Here is a 20,281-nt window from a genome sequence, read left to right on the forward strand (position 1 = left end):
CGTTGTGTACGTCGGCGTCGGTGGGGCTTGAAACGGGTACCGGGCGGCAATGGATACGCAACTGCTGCTGGAGCAGGCAGAACGTCTGTCGAAGGTGCTCACGCCCGGTGACCTCGACCATACTCTCGGGCGGATTACGGCGGCCGCGGTCGAGGTGCTGCCGGAGGTGGACTTCGCCAGCATCACGATTCTGCACTTCGACGGCCGTCTGGAAACGGTCGCGCCGACCGATGAGTTGCTCTGGGGGGTCGACGCGGCCCAGTACGAGTTGCGGGAAGGACCTTGCTACGACGCCGCGGCCGATTCCGTCCACGTCATCTCGCCCAACCTGGACGGCGATCCACGCTTCCCGCGGTACGCCGCGACAGCTGTCGCCGCCGGTATCGAGGCCCAGGCCGGCATCCGGCTCTTCGACGCTCCGAAGTCGCGGGGTGCGCTGAATCTCTACGCCCGCCGGCCCGGTGCGTTCGGTGACTTCGGCGCGCTCGGCGTGCTGTTCCAGCACCAGGCCGCGATGGCGATCGAGTACGCCCGGGAGATCCACAACCTGCAAGAAGCCGTGCGCACACGCGGGCTCATCGGCAAGGCGGTGGGGGTCGTCATGGAGCGATACAAGCTCACCGACGACCGCGCTTTCGCCTTCCTCACCAGACTCTCCCAGGACGGCAACACGAAGCTCCGGGTAGTCGCCGAACAGATCGTCGAGGCCACCACCAGCGGCTGAGCCCGAGGCAATGGCCGCACGCCAAACGGATCTCCAGGCCATCACAATCGTCGGCTGTGCAGGTGGTGCCCGCCTGACGGGCGGGCAACGGGACGATTGTGATGGCCTGGGCGTCCTATCTCGCCCGGTGTTGCTCGGCTAGTTCCTTGAGGTAAAGGGCACTCGCCTTGGGGATGCGGGCCTGGGTTTCGTAGTCGACGCGGGTGATGCCGAAGCGTTTGGCGTAGCCGTAGGCCCATTCGAAGTTGTCCATGAGGGACCAGGCGAGGTAGCCGCGGATGTCGGCGCCTTGGGTGATGGCGTCGGCGACCGCGGACAGGTGGGAGGTGAAGTACGCCGTACGGTCGGTGTCGTCGACGTAACCGTTCTCGTCGGGGACGTCCTCGAAGGCGGAGCCGTTCTCGGTGATGACCATCGGGAGGCCCGGGTAGTCGCGGGCGATGCTGAGCAGGAGGTCGGTGAATCCCTCGGGGACGATCTCCCAGTCCATGGCGGTGCGCGGCTTGCCCAGCGGTACGTCGCGACTTACTGGCAGGCCCTGAGCGTCGACGGTGCTGCCGTCCTCGGCGTACCCGGTGAACTTCTGGCTGAAGTAGTAGTTCACCCCGAGTACGTCGATGGGCGCCGCGATGATCTCCAGGTCGCCGTCCTCGATCGGCAACTCGACCCCGTCCCGCGAGAGGTCCGCGACCACGTCGGCCGGGTAGTGCCCGTGCACCAGCGGGTCGAGGTAGATCCGCCGGCCCATCCCGTCCGCACGTCGCGCCGCGTCCACGTCCGGCTCCGCATCCGAAGCGGGGTACGACGTCGCGACGTTGAGCGTGATGCCGATGTCGAGCTTGCGCGGTGACGCCTCGCGCATCGCCTGCGTCGCCAGGCCGTGGCCGAGCAGCAGATGATGTACGGCGGCCAGCGCTGCCGGGTACTCGCGCCGACCCGGAGCATGCGCGCCGTACGCGTAGCCGAGCATCGCCGAGCACCACGGCTCGTTCAGCGTCGTCCAGGTGTTGACCCGGTCCTTCAACGCGTCGAACACCAGTATCGCGTACTCCGCGAACCGGTACGCCGTGTCGCGCACCGGCCAGCCGCCGGCGTCCTCGAGCTCCTGCGGCAGGTCCCAGTGGTACAGGGTCACCCACGGGTCGATGCCCTGGGCAAGCAGCTCGTCGACGAGCCGGTCGTAGAACCCGATCCCGGCCGGGTTCACCGGGCCCTTGCCGTGCGGCTGCACCCGTGGCCAGGCCACCGAGAAGCGGTACGTGTCCAGGCCGAGGTCCTTGATCAGGGCAACGTCTTGCGGCATCCGGTGGTAGTGGTCGCAGGCGAGGTCGCCGGTGTCGCCGTTGTCGATCGCCCCCGGCACCCGGCAGTACGTGTCCCAGATCGACGGCGTCCGGCCGTCCTCCGCGACCGCGCCCTCGATCTGGTACGCCGACGTCGCGACACCCCAGCGGAATCCGGACGGAAACCCCGCGACCAGTGCGGCCGCCCCCGAAACAGAAGTTGTGCTCATCCACGTCCTCGCTTCGCTCCGGGCGCGGATGAGACACGAGATGCGCTGTGCTTGATGATGAACTCGCTTCGCTCGTTCATAGTTGCCCTTCTAGGCGGTGCGGCCAGGGAGCCAGCACGCGACGGAACGGTTGGGATCGGTGCGGGCCGACGGGATCTCGAGCAGCGGGATCTCGGCAGCGCAACGGTCGAAGGCTTGTGGGCACCGGGGATGGAACGAGCAGCCGGACGGCATGCCGCGCAGGTCCGGTGGGGAGCCGGGGATTCCGGCCAGTTCGCGCCGTTCGCCGCGGAGTGCGGGGAAGGACTTGAGCAGGCCTTCGCTGTAGGGATGCAGGGAGTCCTTGTACAGATCCGCGGAGCGGGCTTCCTCGACGATGCGGCCGCCGTACATGATCGCGATCCGGTCCGAGAACTCGACCAGCAACGACAGGTCGTGGGTGATGAACAGCACCGAGAACCCGAGCCGCTCGCGCAGCTCGACCAGTTGCGCGAGGATCTGCCGCTGCATCACCACGTCCAGCGCGGTCGTCGGCTCGTCCATGATCACGACCTGCGGCTCGAGGACGAGCGCCATCCCGATCATCACCCGCTGCCGCATCCCGCCGGACAGCTGGTGGGGGTAGGCGTCCATCCGATCCGCGGAAATCCCGACGAGTTTCAGCATTTCCTGAGCCCGGGCGATCCGGGCCGGCGGCGACAGGTGCGGCTCGTGCGCCTTGATCACGTCGAGCATCTGGGTCGAGACCTTGTGCACCGGGTTCAGCGAGTTCATCGCGCCCTGGAACACGATCGACGTCTCGGCCCACCGGAATTTCCGCAGTTCCGTATCGGTCAGCGTCATCACGTCGTACGGATCGCCCGAAGCAGGGTGGTAGACGACCGACCCGCCGCTGATCACCCCGGGCGGCGGCAGCAGCCGTGTCACGCCGTACGCCAGTGTCGACTTCCCGCTGCCGCTCTCGCCCGCCAGCCCGAGCACCTCGCCGCGGTGCAACGTGAGCGTGACGTCCCGCACCGCCTGCACCGCCTGCTCCCCCAAGCCGTAGTCGACGTGAAAGTTCTTGATCTCGAGCACCGGCGCCTTCACGCGACCTCCTCCTTTTCACGACGGGGTACGACGGGAGTCACCGGCGCGGCCTTCGACGACAGGACGGGCGTGAACCCGACCCGCATCCGCACAGAGTGGCCGTCCTTCGTCTTGACCCGGGTGTGACCGCTCGACCGCAACCGCGGGCTGACGAACTCGTCGATGCCGAAGTTGATCAGCGACAGCGCCGTACCGAGGACCGCGATCGCCAGACCGGCCGGGACGAACCACCACCACGCGCCCTGCGCGAGTGCCTGCTGGCTCTGCGCCCAGAACAGGATCGTGCCCCAGTTCCACTCGGAGATCGTCGAGATCCCGATGAAGGCCAGCGTGATCTCGGACATCACCGCGAAGATCACCGTGCCGACAAAACCGGATGCGATGATCGCGGTCAGGTTCGGCATGATCTCGAACGTGATGATCCGCCAGGTGCTCTCACCGGTCGCCCGCGCGGCCTCGACGTAGTCCCGCCGGCGCAAGGACAACGTTTGCGCGCGGAGCACCCGCGCACCCCACGCCCAGGAGGTCAATCCGATGACCAAAGCAACCATCAGGTCACCGGCCGAGGGGATCGTCGAGGCAACGATGATGATCAGCGGGAGTGCCGGAATCACCAGGAAAACGTTGGACAACGCAGACAGACTGTCGTCCGCGGCACCGCCGAGGAAGCCCGCGCTGACGCCGATCAGGATCGACAACGCGGTCGCGACCAGGCCGGCCAGCAGGCCGACGAACATCACGCCGCGGGTGCCGACGAGCACCTGGCTGAAGATGTCCTGGCCGAGGTGCGTCGTACCGAACCAGTGCTTGCCGGACGGCGCCTGGATCAGGTCGCTGCTGCGGGCGGACGGGTCGTACGGCGCGACCCACGGGCCGATGATCGCGATCAGGCAGAAGAACGCCAGCACGACCAGACCGGTCGCGGCCTTCGGGTTCGCGACGAACCGCAGCCGTCGGCGCTTAACCGGGGCAACCGCGACCTCCGGCCCATCTGGCGTGACCGCGGTGATGGTGGTGGCTGGTGCGGACATCTCAGCCCTCCTTCCGGGTGCGCGGGTCGAGGAGCAGGTACGCGACGTCGGCGAGCAGGTTGGCCACCAGGACCGACAGCGTGATCACCAGGAAGACGCCCTGCATCAGCGGGTAGTCCTTCGCGCCGACGGCCTGGAACAGGTTGTAGCCGATGCCCGGGTAGGAGAAGACGATCTCCACCAGCAGCGTGCCGCCGACGATGAAGCCGAGCGACAGCGCGAATCCGGACACGTTCGGCAGCAGCGCGTTCCGGGCCGCGTAGCTCACCATCACCCGGCGCTCGGGCAGGCCCTTGGCATGCGCGACGGTGATGTAGTCCTCGGAGGCCACCGTCACCATCATGTTCCGCATGGTGAGGATCCAGCCGCTCACCGACGAGATGAGAATCGTGATGGCCGGCAGCAGACTGTGCTGTACGGCGCTGCCGATGAACTCGGCGTTCCACGACGGAACCAGCCCCGGCTCGTAACCACCGGACGACGGGAAGAAGCTGTCCGGTCCGGCGAGCAGCGTGATCGCCAGCAGACCGAGCCAGAAGTACGGGATCGACGACAGGAACGTTGTCACGGGCAACAGCCCGTCCATGATCGAGCCGCGCCGCCAGCCGGCCAGCACGCCGAGCGACGTACCGATCATGAAGCTGGCGAACGTCGTGATGCCGACGAGCGCGATCGTCCACGGCAGGCTCTGCCGTAGGATCTCGGCGACCGGTGTCGGGAAGAACGTGAACGACAGCCCCAGGTCGCCGTGGAACACCTGGCCCCAGTAGTCGACGTACTGGCTCCAGATCGACGCGTTCTTGTCCAGGCCGAACAGCACGTACAGCGAGTTGATCGCGTCGGTGCTCATCTGGCCCTGGAACTTGTTGATCAGCGACGTCACCGGGTCGCCCGGGATCAGCCGCGGGATGAAGAAGTTGATGGTCAGCGCGGCCCAGGCGGTGAAGAGGTAGAAGGCCAGCCGCTGCAGAAGGAACTTCATCGCGCCGCCCCCTCTTCGTAGAGCCAGCAGGCAGCCCAATGGCCTGCAACAGGGAGCTCGAAGCGAGGCGGAAGATCGGTCGAGCACTTCGGCATCGCGTGCACGCAGCGCGGATTGAACCGGCAGCCGCCCGGCGGCGCGATCAGGCTGGGCGGTTCGCCACCGGCCTGGTCCTCGGGCTTGCTCAGCTCACCGAGCCGATCGGGATCCGGCGCGCTCTCGATCAGCAGCCGGGTGTACGGGTGCGCGGGGTTCTGCGTGACGGTCTCGGAGTCGCCGCCCTCGACCATGCGGCCGGCGTACATCACCAGCGTCTCGTCGGCGAAGTACCGGGCCGAGGCGATGTCGTGGGTGATGTAGAGGATGGCGAGGTTGAGCCGTTCCTTCAGGTCCCGCAGCAGGTTCAGTACGCCGAGGCGGATCGACACGTCCAGCATCGAGACCGGCTCGTCGGCGAGCAGCGCCTCGGGGTCCGCGCCGAGCGCGCGGGCGATCGACACGCGCTGCCGCTGACCGCCGGACAGCTCGTGGGGGAACTTGTCCAGGTACCGCTCCGGGGGAGTGAGTTGAACCTGCACCAGGAGGTCGCGCAGGTTGTCCTCGAGGTCGCCCGCGCGACCGTGAATGCGAAGCGACCGGGTCAGGTGGTACCGCACGGTGTGCGTCGGGTTCAGCGAGGCGAACGGGTCCTGGAAGATCATCTGCACGCGGCGCGCGTACGCACGGAACTTCCGGCCGCCGCGCACGGTGATCGGCTCCCCGTGCAGCCGGATCTCACCCGCGGTACGCCCGTACAACTGCGCCAGCAGTCGCGCGACCGTGGACTTGCCCGATCCGGACTCGCCGACCAGCGCGGTCACGCGGCCCCGGCGCAGGGTGAGTTTCACGTCGTCCACCGCGTGCACGGCCTTGTGCTCGCGGGTGAGCAGGTCGCGGAGTCCGCGCCGTACCGGGAAATGCTTGGTGAGGCCCTCGGCCTCCAGAACAACCTCGGTCTCAGTGACCGTCATGAGACTCCAATCACGGCTCGCTGCGCTCGCCGCCTGGCTGCGCTCGCCGGATGTAGGTGGTGGGTCCGCGGCGCCGGAGGAGGTCCTCCGGCGCCGCGGTCCGAATCACTGGGTGCCGGCGGGCTTCAGGTTGAGGATGATCTGCAGAGCGTTCTGCTGGGTCGGCTGCGCCGGCCCGTACTGGTTCTGCTCGTCGGGCCAGCCGACCCAGTTCTTGGTGCTGTAGAGACCGCCGACGTTGGACGCCGAGGTCGGGATGATCGGCATCTGCTCGACCATGATCTTCTGCAGCGTGTTCAGCGCGGTGGTGCGGGCCGCGTCGTCCGCGGCGTTCGCGTACTGGTCGAGCGCCTTGGTCGCCTCCGGGCTGTTGAACCGCCCGTAGTTGCCGCTCACGCCGCCCTTGCCGACCGGCTTCAGGATCTTGCCGTCCATGATGTTCTGGTAGATGTCGTACGGCGTCGCGCCGCCGTTGGTCCAGTGCATCGCGGCGTCGAAGTTGCCCTCGTCGATGTTCTTGAACCAGGCGTCCTGGTTGGCCTTGTCGACGGTCGCCTTGATCCCGATCGTGGACAGGTTGTCCTTGATGATCTCGAGATCGGTGATGTAGTCGGACCAGCCGGCCGGGTCGGTCAGCGTGATCGTCACCGGCTTGCCGGTCGGGTCCGTGAGCGCGTCGCCCTCGAGCTTGAAGCCGGCGTCGGTGAGCTCCTTCTTGGCCGCCTCCACGTCCACCTTGTGCTTCAGGTCCTTGTACTCCGGAGCGATGAAGGACTCACCGGCCGGCGTCGGGATGCCGGTCATCGACTCGACCTTCGGGTAGAAGTACCCGGCCTCGCCCTGCTGGAAGATGTCGTCGCGGTTGATCACCAGGTTCATCGCGCGCCGCAACGCCGGGTTGTCGAAGGGCTTGCGGGTGGTGTTGATCCACAGACCGTGGATGCCGAGGTTCGCCGGGAACCACAGCTTGTGGTTCTTCGGGTCCTTGTCCTGGAAGACGGCCTTCACGTTCGGGACGAAGACGAAGCTCCACTCCGACGCGCCGTTGGCCAGCGCGGTGGTCTGCGCGTTGTTGTCGTTGTACGACGTGTACCGCAGCTCCTTGACCTTCGGGAGGTCCTGCCAGTACGAGTCGCGCAACGTCAGCGTGGTGGTCTGCGGGGTGAACGACTTCACCGTGTACGGACCGGTGCCGATCGGGCTCTTCAGGGTGTCCTGGCTCGGGTCCTTGATCGTCGACCACTGGTGCTTCGGGATCACGAACACGGTCAGGATCTTGTTCTGGTTGGTGAACTGCGACCGGGTGAAGGTCAGGTCGACCTTGTTGCCGGACGCGGTGATGGTGCCGTACGGGATCGCGTCCTGGTTGAGGCCCTCGTTGTCCTTGCGGATCTGGAACGAGTACGCCACGTCGTCGGCGGTCATCGGCTGGCCGTCGGAGAACTTCACGCCCTCGCGGACGGTCAGCGAGAGCTTGGTGTAGTTGGCGTCCCACTTCCACTCGGTCGCCAGCCACGGCTTGCCCGGCTCGGTCGGCTTGATCCCGTTGATCATCACCAGCGGCTCGAAGATCAGCCAGCGGTAGCCCAGCGAGGCGCCCGAGGAGGAGCCGAGGAACGGGTTGTGGTTCTCGGTCTGCGGACCGTTCGGCATGCCGATGTTCAGAACGGTCGCGGCGGTGCCCGAGCCGTTGTTCCCGGAACTGCCTGACTGACCGTCCCCGCTGCTACAAGCAGCCAGCGCGGCTGCCGCGAGCAAGCCCGTGAGGGCCAGCGCGACTGTACGTCGTGCTCGCATCGGTTCCTCCTGTGAATCTGTTGGCGGATGCTCTCCCCTGAGCCGGGAGAGCGACTGCATCGTGGCGTGAGAACGCTCTCATGGGAAGAGCGGACGCCTTAACGGATCGATATCGAGGGGTACGCCGGCGGCGGGACAGGGGCAGCTGCCCCGCCACCGGAGCCTTAGTGGGACCGGGTCTGGGGGGCGGGTCTGGTCCGGGCCTTCGGGGCGGTGGAGCTGCGGACGATGAGGGTCGTCGGCAGCACTTGGGGTTCCTCCGGCAGCGGGGTGCCGCCGAAGTGGGTCATCAGCATCCGGGCCGCGGCCTGACCCATCTGGCGCATCGGCTGATGCACCGTGGTCAGCGGCGGCTCGGTGTGCTCGGCGTACGGGATGTCGTCGAACCCGACCACCGACACGTCGTTCGGCACGTTCCGCCCGGTCTCCCGGACGGCCTGGATGGCACCGCCGGCGGAGAGGTCGTTGTGGGCGAAGACCGCGTCGAACTCGAGTCGCTCGTCGAGCGCGTGCTGGACGCCGCGGCGTCCGCTCTCGTGGGTGAAGTCGCCCTCGAACACCAGTCCCGGGTCGAGCTCGATGCCGGCCTCCGCGTAGGTGTCGCGGAAGCCGTCCAGGCGTTCGTGGGTGCAGCCGAAGCGTTCGACGCCGGTGATCACCAGTGGCCGGCGACGGCCGAGCTCCAGCAGGTGCCGGGCGGCAGACTGGCCGCCGGCGTAGTTCGTGGTGGCGACGGACGGGAACTGCGGGCGCTTGTCGCGGTCGTCGATCAGGACGACCGGCAGACCACGCGCGTGGAGTTGCTCGATGTAGGTGAGCGTGCCCTCGGGCTCGATCACCAGCAGGCCGTCGAACGACTGCGCCGAGACCTGGGACGCGAACTGCTGCATGGATTCCTCACCCCGGTTGAAGGTGAACAGCAGCAGCCCGTAGCCCTCGCTCTCGACCACGTCGACCGCGCCCTGCAGTACCTCGCCCATCCAGGGCCAGGTGAGCGAGGGGACCAGCATCCCGACGATCCGGGTCCGGCCGCGGGCCAGGCCCACCGCGCGGGCGCTCGGCACGTAGCCGAGCTCGGCGATCACCTGCCGGACCCGTTCGGCGGTGCGCAGGTCCAGTTCGCCCTTGCCGTTGAGGACGCGTGACACGGTCGTCTTGCTGACTCCGGCACGGGCCGCGACATCGGCGATCGTGATGGACACGCTGAATCTCCCCTCGGGCGGTCGGGGTGCTGCATCGTCTATTGGATCCGGAACCGGTTTCGGAAGCGGTTCCGTAGATCAAAGCCCCTACCGCAACGGGCCGTCAATCACGGAGTGGTAACGAATCGCGGCTTAATTCACGAGCTGGAAGAAGGGAGCTCTTCCGTCCCGCCGGGCGGCATGATGAACTCGGGGCGAGCGGCCTGCCCGGGGCCGACTGCGCTCTGCCACGGTGAGGTCGAGGATGGAAGTACGCCGGACCACGGTGCGTGACATGCGCCGGTCCAACCGCTCGGTGATCCTCACCGGCATCTATCGCGAGGGTCCGCTGAGTCGCCAGGAGCTGACCGTCCGGACCTCGCTCAGCGCCGCGAGCGTCAGCAATCTGGTCGCCGAACTGATCGCGGAGGGCGTGGTCGAGGAGGCCGGCTCGGTCGAGTCCGAGGGCGGCCGGCCGCGGGTCCTGTTGCGGGTGGCACCAACATTCCGGTACGTCGTCGGCGCCGAGGTCGGGGAGACCCGGGTCCGGGTGGAACTGTTCGACCTGGCCATGAACGTGCTGGCGCGGGCCGACCATCCGATCGCCACGCCGACACCCGAAGAGGTCGTGAAGCACGTACTGGAAGGGCTTTCGACCGTGATCGCTGCCTCCGGCATCCAGTCCGAGCAGGTGCTCGGACTCGGCGTCGCGGTCGCCGGTGTGGTCGAGGACAACGCGATCGTCGACGCGCAGACGCTCGGCTGGGAGGCCGTGCCGCTCGCCAGGCTGCTTGCCGAGGGCACCGATATTCCGGTGCACGTCGACAACGGTGCGAACATGCTCGGTCAGGCGGAGATGTGGTTCGGCGCGGGCCGCGGCGCGACCGACGCCGTCGTCGCACTGGTCGGTTCCGGTGTCGGATCGGCCCTTGTGGCCGGTGGATCCAGCTACCGCGGGGCCCGCAGCAGTGCGGGCGAGTGGGGCCACATGACGATCGTGTACGGCGGTCGCCAGTGCCGCTGCGGCGCCTTGGGTTGCCTCGAGGCGTACGTCGGCGCGGAGGGCGTCCTGGACCGGTACCGTCTTGCCGGCGGGACTGCCGACGGCGACGAGGAGACAGCCTTCGTCGAACTACTGGAGTCGACGACCGAGCCGGCGACGACAATCGTCAACGACACGATCGGCTACCTGGCCGCGGGATTCGCGAACCTGGTCAACCTGGTCAACCCCGAGCGCATCGTTCTCGGCGGCTGGGCGGGCCTGTTGCTGGGCGAGAAGCACCTGGAAGAGCTACGTGTTGAGGTGGGCAAGCACGCCCTCCGTCGCCCGTACGCCCAGGTGTCCATCGTCCTGTGCGAACTGGGCCGCGACGCCGTAGCCCTCGGCGCCGCGACCCTCCCCGTAGTACGCCTACTCCGCGACGGCGGCGCCGTACCCCTACCGCGATAGTCGTCCCGCGCCGAAGCTCATGTATCAAGTTCCGTCGCCGAGGGCCCCTGCCCAGGCTGGTCGGGGGTTCGGGGAGTTTCACCCACCCGAATCGAGCAGTAGCACTCCCCAGTCCGGTTGGGCGCGCCTCCCCAAACCGGTTTGGGGAGTTTCACCCACCCGAATCGAGCATTAGCACTCCCCAGTCCCGGTTGGGCGCGCCTCCCCAAACCGGTTTGGGGACCCTTACCCACCCGAATCGGGTGGTAGCGCTCCCCGGTCGCGGTTGGGCGTGTCCCAAACGGGTTTGGGGACCCTTACCCACCCGAATCGGGTGGTAGCGCTCCTCGCGGTTGGGCGTGTCCCAAACGGGTTTGGGGACCCTTACCCACCCGAATCGGGCGGTTGTGCTCCCCGGTTGTGGTTGTGTGGTTCCCCCAAACTGGTTTGGGGAGGGTCCCGGCGGTGGCGTGGGCGGGGGGTGGTCGTGTGGGGAAGGTCGGTTAGAGCGTCCACTTCTGGTTGGTGGCGCCGGTGCAGGTCCAGGTTTGAGTGGGGGTTGCGTTGGCGGAGTTGTTGCCGGTGACGTCGAGGCACTTGTTGGCCTGGGGGTTCACCAGGTCGTGGGCGGACGTGTAGGTCCATTGCTGGGCGCCGGTGCCGTTGCAGGTCCAGAGCTGGACCTTGGCGCCGTCGGCGAGTGAGCCGGCGTTCACGTCGAGACACTTGCCCAGGGCACGGATCGTGCCGTCGCCCGGACGGGTCCACTTCTGCGCGTTGGTGCCGTTGCAGTCGTACAGCTGCACCGCCGTACCGTCAGCGGCGTTCGCACCGGCCACGTCGAGGCACTTGCCGGCCAGGCCGGTGATCTGCGAGCCGGTGCCGCCGGAGCTGCCGAGGGTGGAGACGCGGACGTAGTCGACGGTCATGGTCTGCGGGAACACCGTCGTACCGTCGGGGTAGCCGGGCCAGTAGCCGCCGACCGCGAGGTTCAGGATCATGAAGAACGGGTGGTTGAAGACCCACGCGTTGCCGTTCAGGTCGGCCGGCGTACGGCGCTGGTACTGCACGCCGTCGACGTACCAGGTGATCGAGTCCGGGGCCCAGTCCACCGCGAACGTGTGGAAGTCGTCGGCGAACGACCAGCCGTTCGGATGGTTGTACGCGGCACCGATCCCGCCGGCGCCGGAGTACCCGGGGCCGTGGATCGTGCCGTGCACGGTCGCGGGCTCCTTGCCGATGTTCTCCATGATGTCGATCTCGCCGTCGTTCGGCCAGTTGCCGCCGCCGAGCATCCAGAACGCCGGCCAGATCCCTTGCCCGCGGGGGATCTTGATGCGGGCCTCGAACCGGCCGTACGTCTGGGTGAAGGTCTGCGCGGTGAGCAACCGCGCCGACGTGTACTGGCACGGGCCGTAGTGGCACTGGAAGCCGCCGTTCTCCTGGCGGGCGGTGATGACCAGGTTGCCGTTGCCGTCCAGCGCGGAGTTGCGGGTGCTGTTGGTGTAGTACTCCATCTCGTTGTTGCCCCAGCCGCTGCCGCCGATGTCGTACCGCCACTTGGCGGGATCGGGGGCCTGGCCGGCTGGGCCGTCGAAGTTGTCCTCCCAGACCGTGGCGGTCGTTGCCGCGGCGGCCTGCTGGTGCGCGGTGGCCGCGGGCTGGAGGAGGGCGGTGCCGATCAGTGCGGCACCGGTCGCGACGAGCGCGAGCAAGCGGGAACGCTTCATGAGTACCTCATTTCGGGGGCGTCTGAATGAGGACAACGAATGGGCGGCAGCGTGCCGTGAGAACGCTCCCACGTCAACCCCGGGACTAAATAAAAGATCTGAAAAAAGTCTCGGTTCCGGCGTTGACAGCGATCAGCACGGATGGTTACCTCTTGCTGACCACCTGTTGCGGCGCGGGCAGACGCCGACAACTCGAACCGCCCCGAACTCCCCGTATCTAAAGGGATACCGCAACAAGGGAGAACCGCCCCATGCCTGCCAAACATCTCCTGCCGGTGGCGGTCGCCGCGCTCTGCGTGGCCGCCGCCGGGCTCGGCTTCGGTACCGCTCCACCCGCTGCCGGCTCGACCGCCGCGGGTGAACAGGTCAACATCTGGCTGACCACCACCAACGACGCGGCCGGTCAGAACGTGACCCGCGGTCTGCAGCCGCAGACGCCGGTGAACTTCGGTCCGGCCGGCGGCACTGCGAACCAGACCATCACCGTCAACGAGAACACGACGTACCAGTCCTTCGAGGGCGGCGGTGCGTCGTTCGCCGACAGTTCGGCATGGCTGCTGAACAGCAGCAACGTGATCTCGGCCGCGACCCGCGACCAGGTGATGAAGGACCTGTTCGACCCGGTCAACGGGATCGGCCTCGCCTTCGTCCGGAACCCGATGGGCGCGTCCGACCTCGCCCGCTTCAACTACTCGTACGACGACACGTGCTGCGACCTGAACGACTTCAGCATCCAGCACGACCTCGCGGACGTCGTACCGCTCACCAAGCAGGCCCGGCAGCTCAACCCTGCTCTGAAAGTCATGGGTTCGCCGTGGAGCGCGCCGGCCTGGATGAAGGACAACAACGACTTCGTCCACCGCGGCTGGCTGAAGTGGGAGTACGCGCCGACGTACGCGCAGTACTTCGTCAAGTACCTGCAGCAGAACGAGGCCCACGGCAACCACATCGACTACATCTCGGTGCAGAACGAACCGACGTGCTGCGGCTCGGACTCGACCGGCTACGCGTCGATGAACTGGAACGGCTCCGGCCTGCTCGAGTTCACCAAGAACAACCTGCTGCCGGCGCTGCACGCGGCCGGGCTGACCACGAAGGTGCTGATCCTCGACTACAACTGGGGCAACTACAACGACCTCGGCTCGGTCCCGATCGCGGACGCCGCCCTGCGCAACGACCCGAACTTCGGCGGCATCGCCTGGCACGGGTACGGCGGCGACGTGAACCTGCAGACCCAGGTGCACAACCAGTACCCGGGCGTGAACGCGTACATGACCGAGCACTCCGGCGGTACATGGATCGCGAACCAGCAGGTCGAGGACATGAACAACCTGATCGACTACACCCGCAACTGGGACAAGTCGTGGGTCAAGTGGGGCATCGCCCTGGACGAGAACCACCTGCCGTACGTCGGCGCCGGCTGCAACGTCTGCACCGGTCTCGTCACCGTGCACCGCAACGACAGCCAGCGCGGTCAGGTCACCAAGACCGTCGAGTACTACACGATGGGCCACCTGACGAAGTTCGTGAAGCCGGGAGCGCTGCGGATCGACTCGACCGCGAACAGTTCGGTGAAGAACGTGGCCTGGAAGAACCCGGACGGCTCCAAGGCCCTGATCGCCTTCAACACCACGGGTAGCTCGCAGTCCGTGCGGGTGAACTGGGGTTCGCAGTCGTTCGTCTACACGCTGCCGACCAAGACATCGGCGACCTTCACCTGGTCCGGCTCGCAGAGTGGTGGTGGCGGGACCAGTGGTCAGATCACTGGTCTGGCCGGCAAGTGCATGGACGTCGCGGGCGCCAACTCCGCGGACGGTACGGCGGTGCAGTTGTACGACTGCAACGGTACGACGGCCCAGCAGTGGTCCCGTCCTGGTGACGGGACGATTCGCGCCCTCGGCAAGTGCCTCGACGTCAACGCCGGCTCCGTCGCGAACGGCGCGAAGGTACAGATCTATTCGTGCAACGGCAGTGCCGCCCAGCAATGGACCTACACGAGTGGGAGAGACCTGGTGAATCCACAGGCGAACAAGTGTCTCGACGTCACGAACAACACCTCGGCCAACGGCACCCCGTTGCAGCTGTGGACGTGCACCGGCGCGGCCAACCAGAAGTGGACAGTGTCATGAAGCGCGTGGCGGCGGCCGCCGCGGCTCTCGTGCTCGGCGGCGGGCTCTTGACGATGGCGAGTCCCGCACAGGCGGCGACCGGGACGATCACCGGTCTCGCGGGGAAGTGCGCGGACGTGGCCGGCGCCAACTCCGCAGACGGTACGGCGGTCCAGCTGTACGACTGCAACGGGACAGCTGCGCAGCAGTGGAGCCGATCGAGTGACGGGACCTTACGGGCTCTCGGCAAGTGCCTGGATGTGTCAGGCGGTTCGGTGGCCAACGGTGCGAAGGTGCAGCTGTGGACGTGCAACGGGTCCGCGGCGCAGCAGTGGACGTACACGTCCGGCCGTGACCTCGTGAACCCTCAGGCCAACAAGTGCCTCGATGTCACCGGCAACAACTCGGCGAACAGTACGCCGTTGCAGCTGTGGACCTGCACCGGTGCGGCGAACCAGAAGTGGAACGTGCCGCCCGCGGACGGCGGGCCTCCTCCGACGGGCGGTGCGCCGATGGCGGCGGCGCCGTACCTCTATCAGGGCTGGGGTGAGCCGCCGAACCCGGCGACCGTGATGAACGCGGCCGGCGTGAAGTGGTTCACGATGGCGTTCATCCTGTCCAACGGGTACTGCAACCCGCAGTGGGACGGGAACCGGCCGCTGACCGGTGGCGTCGACCAGCAGGCGATCAACACGATCCGGTCCAACGGCGGTGACGTCGTGGTCTCGGTCGGCGGCTGGTCCGGCAACAAGCTCGGGCAGAGTTGCGGTACGGCGACTGAGCTTGCGGCGGCGTACCAGAAGGTGATCAACGCGCTGTCGCTGAAGGCGATCGACGTCGACATCGAGGACCAGGAGTTCTCGCAGGCGGCCGTCCGGCAGAAGGTCGTCGACGCGCTCAAGATCGTCGAGCAGAACAACCCGGGAATCGCGACGTACCTGACGTTCGGCACCACGACGTCCGGGCCGGACGGGAACGGTCAGGACCTGATCCAGCGGGGTGCGAACTCGGGGCTGAACCTGGACGGCTGGGTGATCATGCCGTTCGACTTCGGCGGCGGGTCGACCAACATGGGCACATTGACCCGGCAGGCGGCCGACGGGCTGAAGAACCGGGTCAAGGCGGCGTACGGGCTGACCGACGACGCGGCGTACCGGAAGATCGGCATCTCGTCGATGAACGGCATCACCGACGTGGCCGGTGAGCGCGTCAACCTGTCGGACTTCGAGTCGATGCTGTCCTACGCGTCCGAGCACCACCTGGCCCGGTTCACGTTCTGGTCGGTGAACCGCGACCGTCCGTGCACGGGCGGCGGCGCCGACACCTGCTCCGGCGTCTCCCAGAACCCGTGGGACTTCTCGAAGGTGATCGGCCGCTACCGAGGCTGACCCCCTTCGTACGGCAACTGCCCGCCTGGATCTTCCAGGCGGGCAGTTTCGGGTTTGACCCTCCGGCTACCGGAGGGTGGAAGCTTGTCGCATGACGGCGACGGTGACGGTGGGGGAGTTCTCCCGCCTGACGCATCTGAGTGTGAAAACCCTGCACCACTACCACGACATCGGCCTGCTCGCGCCGGTCGCGATCGACGCTTCGTCCGGCTATCGGCGCTACGGGACCGATCAGGTCGATACCGCATTGCTGATCCGGCGGCTGCGGGAACTGCGGATGCCGCTGCCGGACGTCCGGGCGGTGGTCGAGGCGTCCGACGGTCCGGCCCGGGAAGAGACATTGCGCGCTCATCTCGAGCGGATGGAGCAGGAGCTCGCCCATACGCGAGACGTCGTCACGTCGCTGCGTGAACTGCTGACCCCCGGCCGGCCGGTGCTCGACGTGCAGTACCGGTTCATTCCGCCGTTCCGTGCGTACGGCGTGACCGGGCACGTCGTGCGGGACGAGATCGGGCCGTGGTGCGAGTACGCGTTCGGGAAGCTCGGCGCCGTCGCCGGTGACATCCGGGCGACCTCGGGAGCGACGTACAGCGACGAGTTCTTCACCGACGACGCGGGTGAGGTGGTGACCTTCCTCCCGGTCGCGCCGGACCAGCCGCCGGCCGACGGGGTCGAGCTCGTCGACCTGCCCGGCGGCTACTTCGCGATCGCCGTGCACGCCGGCCCGATGACCGATTTCGACCGTACGTACGGCGCGCTCGGCAGCCATGTCGCGGAGTACTGCGAGGTGGCGCCGGGACCGATCCGTGAGTTGTACCCCATCGGCCCGGGGGATGTCCCCGATCCGGCCGACTACCGAACCGAGGTCTGCTGGCCGATCCGGCGGATCCCTGTGCTGAAAGGCTGAACCATGTCCGTAACGCTCGAGAACATCGCCTTCGACTGCGCCGACGCGCAGGCGCTCGCCACCTTCTGGGCCGGCGTGCTGTCGACCGAGGTCGATGCTGATGGCAACCAGTTCTTCGCGACCGTGAACCGGGCCGCGGCCGGGCCGACGCTGATGTTCCTCCAGGTCCCGGAGCCGCGCAACGGCAAGAACCGCCTGCACGTCGACCTGACCGCCACGGACTGGTCCGCCGAGGTCGACCGCCTGGTCGGACTGGGCGCCAAGCGGCTCGACGAACACAACGAGTACGGCACCCACTGGATCACCCTCGCGGACCCCGAAGGCAACGTCTTCGACGTGGCTGAGCACCACTGAACTTGGCCTTGCCAGGCACCTGTTCCGGGAGGAGGGTGAGAAGTGTCCGGCGGCGCCGCCCGGGCGCTGCCCTGAGCGTAAGGGGGGTGGATCGTGTACGCGCGTTCCACCACGATCAATGCCGCCCCGGCGTCGATCGACGCCGGCGTCGCGCGGGTGCGCGACGAGGTGATGCCCATGCTGATGGGGATGGACGGCTGTATCGGCCTGTCCATGCTTGTCGACCGCGAGTCGGGCCGCTGCATCACCACCAGCGCCTGGCAGTCCGAGGAGGCGATGCGGGCCACGGACGAAGAACTGCAGCCGGTCCGGGAGCGGATCGCCGCGGAGCTCGGCGGCAGTCCGATGGTGCAGGAGTGGGAGATCGCCGTACTGCACCGTGATCACCGTTCGGTGGCCGGCGCGTGCGTCCGGGCCACCTGGGTGAAGGTCGACCCCGCGAACCTCGACCGGGCGATCGACGTCTACAAGCTCGCCTCACTGCCGAGGCTGGAGGACCTGGCCGGGTTCTGCAGCGCGAGCCTGCTGGTCGACCGGGCGTCCGGCCGGGCGGTCTCGTCGGTCACCTACGACAGCCACGAGACGCTGGACGGCAGCCGGGAAGCGGCGGCCTCGATGCGTGCCTCGACCGCGAAGGACGCCGGCGCCGAGATGCTGGACGTCGGTGAGTTCGAGCTCGCCATCGCCCATTTACGAGTCCCTGAGCTGACCTGATCGGTCACGGTGTGATCCGGTCATGGTGCGTGACCGAATGCGGCCGTGAACGCCTCGCGGAACAGATCGGCCAGATCGGGCTCGCCGTCGTCGGCGGCCCAACGGAGCAAGGCGGTGTGAGTCACCCCCAGTACGGCGCTCGCGGCAGCGCGGGCGCCGTACTCGAGGGAAGGGTCGATCGCGCTGACGAAGGCCTCTTGCAACCGGTACTGGCTGTCCAGGTGGCGGGCTTGCAGCGCCGGAGTCGAGATCATCAGCCGGAGTCGCGCTAGCAGTAGGTCGTGCTCGTTCGTGGCGGCCAGGTCGAGGATCGTCAGGACGGTACGGCCGATGCGGTCGGTGAGTGACCCCGTCGCGGGCAGCTCGGTGAGCGTGCTCGCGGTCAGCTGGTCGAAGTCGTCGTACAGGACCAGATCTTCCTTGGTGGGGAAGTTCCGGTAGACCGTCATCGCCGAGACACCGGCTGCGTCGGCGACATCGTTCACCGTGGTCGCGTCGTACCCACGGTCGGTGAACAGGCGGAGCGCCTGCCGCTGGATGCGCTGCCGGGTGTCGGCGCGCTGGCGGTCTCTCAAGTTCATATGGTAGATACTAACAACATGATAGTTTCTAACATGAACGGCAAGGTGGCATTGGTGACGGGTGCCTCCCGGGGCATCGGGCGGGCGATCGCGGGACGGCTGGCCGCGGCGGGTGCCGAGGTGGCCGTGCACTATCACCAGGACAAGGCCGGTGCGGAGGAGACGCTCTCGCGGATCGGCGGTCGTGGGTTCGTGATCGGGGCCGAGCTTGGGGTGCCTGGGGATGCGGAGCTCGTCGTCGACCAGTTGGTTGCGGGGCTGGCCGGGCGGCGGCTGGATGTGCTCGTGAACAACGCGGCGGCGTCGCCGGCGGGCCCGATCGGTGCGGACACGGAGGCAGCGTTCGACCGGTTGATGGCGGTCAACGTGCGGGCGCCGTACTTCCTGATCCAGCGGTTGCTGCCGATCCTGTCCGACGACGGCCGGATCGTGTCGATCTCGTCGGTCGCGACCCGGATGGCGAACCCGGCCCAGACCTCGTTCGCGATGACCAAGGGTGCGTTGGAGACGATGACTCTCGCGTTGGCGCAGGAGTTGGGTGCGCGGGGCATCACCGTGAACGCCGTGGCTCCCGGTGCGACCCGGACCGAGGCGAACGGGGCGATCTTCGAGGCTCCCGGGTTGTCCGAGCTGATCGTCGCGCACACGGCGCTGGGGCGGTTGGGCAGCGCCGATGATGTCGCGGAGGTGGTCGCGTTCCTTGCGTCACCCGCGGCGCGGTGGATCACCGGACAGGTCGTGGACGCGTCCGGTGGTCTGCACCTCGGGGTCGGCTAGGGGGTTGAGCCCGGCGTCGACCCGGTGTCCAGGAAGAGTTGTACGTCGGGGTGCGTGCGCAGCGCCGTACCGGGGTAATCGGGGCCGATCGGTCGCGTGAGAGTGTCCTGGACAGCTTGGCGTTTGACGGATCCGGGGACCGAGCCGATCAGTGCGTGTGCGTTCAGCAGGCGGGGGATGGTCACGGTGACCGCGTGGGTCGGTACGTCGGTGAGCGCCGGGAAGTTGCCCTCGTCGACCTGCTGCCGGCGGCTGGTCTCGTCGAGCGCGACGCGTTTCGTGGCTTCCGGGTCGTTGAAGTCGGCGGGGGGATCGTTGAACGCCAGGTGGCCGTTGACGCCGAGGCCGAACAGTACGAGGTCGAACGGGTCGTCGCCCATCAGTTGCGCGTAGGTGTCCGGGCCGTCCTCGGGGGCGAGTGGGTGGAACGTTGCCTGTGGCACCTTGTCGAGGAAGTTCCGGCGCAGCCAGTTGCGGAACGACTGCGGTGCGTCGGGCTTCAGGTCGACGTACTCGTCCATGTGGAAGCACTCGACCCGGCTCCAGTCGAGGTCCGGTTCGGCGGCGAGGGCGGCCAGGGTGGCTTTTTGGCTCGGCGCGGCGGCCAGCATGACGCGCGCCCGCCCAGTCGCGGCGATCGCCTTCCTCAGCCGCTCGGCGGCAGCGGCGCTCGCAGCGCGCCCGAGCTCCGCGCGGTCCGAACAGGTGACGACCCGAGGAGCATGCTCAACAGTCATGGAGAAAGGCTCGCACACTCTCCGCACTACCGCCGCGCCCTGCCGGACTGCGAACCAGCGCCGGGGACCGGGAACAGGCAATAGCTAGTTCCCCGTCCCCGGCGGGGGTGCCCACATCCGCAGACCCGGCGACCCGGGGGTTAGCCCCCGGGTGGGGCGGTGGTTTGCCGGAGGTTGGGTCGGTGGGTGGCTGGAGTGTGTCGGCTTGTCCGCGGAAATAGCGTCGTGG

Annotated in this window: 18 protein-coding genes; 8 read left to right on the forward strand and 10 right to left on the reverse strand. The window is 67.6% G+C overall.

The features are described 5' to 3' along the window. Window positions 1-49 precede the first annotated feature (49 nt). Window positions 50-724, forward strand: coding sequence for a GAF and ANTAR domain-containing protein (locus EV647_RS25945; RefSeq protein WP_134007160.1), 675 nt, complete (start codon window positions 50-52; stop codon window positions 722-724). Window positions 725-839: 115 nt separating this feature from the next. On the opposite strand, the gene EV647_RS25950 is transcribed toward EV647_RS25945, so the two are convergent. The 7 genes from EV647_RS25950 to EV647_RS25980 all read right to left on the reverse strand — a co-directional run bounded on the left by EV647_RS25950 (window position 840) and on the right by EV647_RS25980 (window position 9,348). After that, window positions 840-2,237, reverse strand: a complete 1,398-nt coding sequence (locus tag EV647_RS25950) for a GH1 family beta-glucosidase (RefSeq protein WP_134007162.1) — start codon at window positions 2,235-2,237, stop codon at window positions 840-842. 90 nt (window positions 2,238-2,327) lie between these two features. Further along, a complete protein-coding gene (locus EV647_RS25955) occupies window positions 2,328-3,326 on the reverse strand; it encodes an ABC transporter ATP-binding protein (RefSeq protein ID WP_134007164.1) in 999 nt (332 codons plus the stop codon). Continuing rightward, window positions 3,323-4,357: an ABC transporter permease gene (locus EV647_RS25960; RefSeq protein ID WP_134007166.1), complete on the reverse strand. Its 1,035-nt coding sequence runs from the start codon at window positions 4,355-4,357 to the stop codon at window positions 3,323-3,325. The genes EV647_RS25955 and EV647_RS25960 overlap by 4 nt, the downstream gene beginning before the upstream one ends. A gap of 1 nt (window position 4,358) precedes the next feature. Continuing rightward, on the reverse strand, window positions 4,359-5,339 hold the full coding sequence (locus tag EV647_RS25965; protein WP_134007168.1) for an ABC transporter permease: 981 nt from the start codon (window positions 5,337-5,339) through the stop codon (window positions 4,359-4,361). Further along, window positions 5,336-6,349: an ABC transporter ATP-binding protein gene (locus EV647_RS25970; RefSeq protein ID WP_134007170.1), complete on the reverse strand. Its 1,014-nt coding sequence runs from the start codon at window positions 6,347-6,349 to the stop codon at window positions 5,336-5,338. The genes EV647_RS25965 and EV647_RS25970 overlap by 4 nt, the downstream gene beginning before the upstream one ends. A gap of 105 nt (window positions 6,350-6,454) precedes the next feature. Continuing rightward, the gene (locus EV647_RS25975; RefSeq protein WP_134007172.1) at window positions 6,455-8,146 is read right to left on the reverse strand and encodes an ABC transporter substrate-binding protein; all 1,692 of its coding nucleotides are present in this window, start codon (window positions 8,144-8,146) and stop codon (window positions 6,455-6,457) included. 164 nt (window positions 8,147-8,310) lie between these two features. After that, window positions 8,311-9,348 (reverse strand): LacI family DNA-binding transcriptional regulator, encoded by a 1,038-nt coding sequence (locus EV647_RS25980; protein ID WP_134007174.1) that lies wholly within the window; start codon window positions 9,346-9,348, stop codon window positions 8,311-8,313. A 244-nt stretch (window positions 9,349-9,592) separates the two neighbouring features. On the opposite strand from EV647_RS25980, the gene EV647_RS25985 reads away from it, so the two are divergent. After that, the gene (locus tag EV647_RS25985; RefSeq protein ID WP_134007176.1) at window positions 9,593-10,777 is read left to right on the forward strand and encodes an ROK family transcriptional regulator; all 1,185 of its coding nucleotides are present in this window, start codon (window positions 9,593-9,595) and stop codon (window positions 10,775-10,777) included. Window positions 10,778-11,259: 482 nt separating this feature from the next. On the opposite strand, the gene EV647_RS25990 is transcribed toward EV647_RS25985, so the two are convergent. Continuing rightward, window positions 11,260-12,486, reverse strand: coding sequence for a glycoside hydrolase family 16 protein (locus EV647_RS25990; protein ID WP_134007178.1), 1,227 nt, complete (start codon window positions 12,484-12,486; stop codon window positions 11,260-11,262). Between the two features lie 251 nt (window positions 12,487-12,737). Here EV647_RS25990 and EV647_RS25995 point away from each other — a divergent pair, with 251 nt between their 5' ends. From EV647_RS25995 to EV647_RS26015, 5 genes are all read left to right on the forward strand, one after another. Further along, a complete protein-coding gene (locus EV647_RS25995) occupies window positions 12,738-14,615 on the forward strand; it encodes a ricin-type beta-trefoil lectin domain protein (protein ID WP_134007180.1) in 1,878 nt (625 codons plus the stop codon). Next, the gene (locus EV647_RS43125) at window positions 14,612-15,982 is read left to right on the forward strand and encodes a chitinase (protein WP_134007182.1); all 1,371 of its coding nucleotides are present in this window, start codon (window positions 14,612-14,614) and stop codon (window positions 15,980-15,982) included. The genes EV647_RS25995 and EV647_RS43125 overlap by 4 nt, the downstream gene beginning before the upstream one ends. Before the next feature lie 91 nt (window positions 15,983-16,073). Further along, entirely contained in the window at window positions 16,074-16,889 is an 816-nt protein-coding gene (locus EV647_RS26005; protein WP_134007184.1) for a MerR family transcriptional regulator, read from the forward strand. Between the two features lie 3 nt (window positions 16,890-16,892). Next, the gene (locus EV647_RS26010; protein ID WP_134007186.1) at window positions 16,893-17,243 is read left to right on the forward strand and encodes a VOC family protein; all 351 of its coding nucleotides are present in this window, start codon (window positions 16,893-16,895) and stop codon (window positions 17,241-17,243) included. Between the two features lie 93 nt (window positions 17,244-17,336). After that, window positions 17,337-17,957, forward strand: a complete 621-nt coding sequence (locus EV647_RS26015; RefSeq protein WP_134007188.1) for an antibiotic biosynthesis monooxygenase — start codon at window positions 17,337-17,339, stop codon at window positions 17,955-17,957. Between the two features lie 20 nt (window positions 17,958-17,977). Here EV647_RS26015 and EV647_RS26020 read toward each other — a convergent pair whose 3' ends face one another. After that, on the reverse strand, window positions 17,978-18,538 hold the full coding sequence (locus tag EV647_RS26020; protein WP_134007190.1) for a TetR/AcrR family transcriptional regulator: 561 nt from the start codon (window positions 18,536-18,538) through the stop codon (window positions 17,978-17,980). Window positions 18,539-18,571: 33 nt separating this feature from the next. Between EV647_RS26020 and EV647_RS26025 the strand changes: the two genes are divergently transcribed. Continuing rightward, window positions 18,572-19,315: an SDR family NAD(P)-dependent oxidoreductase gene (locus tag EV647_RS26025; protein WP_134007192.1), complete on the forward strand. Its 744-nt coding sequence runs from the start codon at window positions 18,572-18,574 to the stop codon at window positions 19,313-19,315. Here the strand turns inward: EV647_RS26025 and EV647_RS26030 are convergent. Further along, on the reverse strand, window positions 19,312-20,052 hold the full coding sequence (locus tag EV647_RS26030; RefSeq protein WP_134007194.1) for a 6-phosphogluconolactonase: 741 nt from the start codon (window positions 20,050-20,052) through the stop codon (window positions 19,312-19,314). The genes EV647_RS26025 and EV647_RS26030 overlap by 4 nt on opposite strands. Window positions 20,053-20,281 lie beyond the last annotated feature (229 nt).

The sequence above is a fragment of the Kribbella sp. VKM Ac-2566 genome (genome assembly GCF_004366005.1).
GTDB classification, from domain to species: Bacteria; Actinomycetota; Actinomycetes; order Propionibacteriales; family Kribbellaceae; genus Kribbella; species Kribbella pratensis.

Coding starts and splice junctions, on each gene's coding strand:
- EV647_RS25945 (WP_134007160.1), top strand. CDS start 50: ATGGATACGCAACTGCTGCTGGAGCAGGCAGAACGTCTGTCGAAGGTG.
- EV647_RS25950 (WP_134007162.1), bottom strand. CDS start 2,237: ATGAGCACAACTTCTGTTTCGGGGGCGGCCGCACTGGTCGCGGGGTTT.
- EV647_RS25960 (WP_134007166.1), bottom strand. CDS start 4,357: ATGTCCGCACCAGCCACCACCATCACCGCGGTCACGCCAGATGGGCCG.
- EV647_RS25965 (WP_134007168.1), bottom strand. CDS start 5,339: ATGAAGTTCCTTCTGCAGCGGCTGGCCTTCTACCTCTTCACCGCCTGG.
- EV647_RS25970 (WP_134007170.1), bottom strand. CDS start 6,349: ATGACGGTCACTGAGACCGAGGTTGTTCTGGAGGCCGAGGGCCTCACC.
- EV647_RS25975 (WP_134007172.1), bottom strand. CDS start 8,146: ATGCGAGCACGACGTACAGTCGCGCTGGCCCTCACGGGCTTGCTCGCG.
- EV647_RS25985 (WP_134007176.1), top strand. CDS start 9,593: ATGGAAGTACGCCGGACCACGGTGCGTGACATGCGCCGGTCCAACCGC.
- EV647_RS25990 (WP_134007178.1), bottom strand. CDS start 12,486: ATGAAGCGTTCCCGCTTGCTCGCGCTCGTCGCGACCGGTGCCGCACTG.
- EV647_RS25995 (WP_134007180.1), top strand. CDS start 12,738: ATGCCTGCCAAACATCTCCTGCCGGTGGCGGTCGCCGCGCTCTGCGTG.
- EV647_RS43125 (WP_134007182.1), top strand. CDS start 14,612: ATGAAGCGCGTGGCGGCGGCCGCCGCGGCTCTCGTGCTCGGCGGCGGG.
- EV647_RS26005 (WP_134007184.1), top strand. CDS start 16,074: ATGACGGCGACGGTGACGGTGGGGGAGTTCTCCCGCCTGACGCATCTG.
- EV647_RS26010 (WP_134007186.1), top strand. CDS start 16,893: ATGTCCGTAACGCTCGAGAACATCGCCTTCGACTGCGCCGACGCGCAG.
- EV647_RS26020 (WP_134007190.1), bottom strand. CDS start 18,538: ATGAACTTGAGAGACCGCCAGCGCGCCGACACCCGGCAGCGCATCCAG.
- EV647_RS26025 (WP_134007192.1), top strand. CDS start 18,572: ATGAACGGCAAGGTGGCATTGGTGACGGGTGCCTCCCGGGGCATCGGG.
- EV647_RS26030 (WP_134007194.1), bottom strand. CDS start 20,052: ATGACTGTTGAGCATGCTCCTCGGGTCGTCACCTGTTCGGACCGCGCG.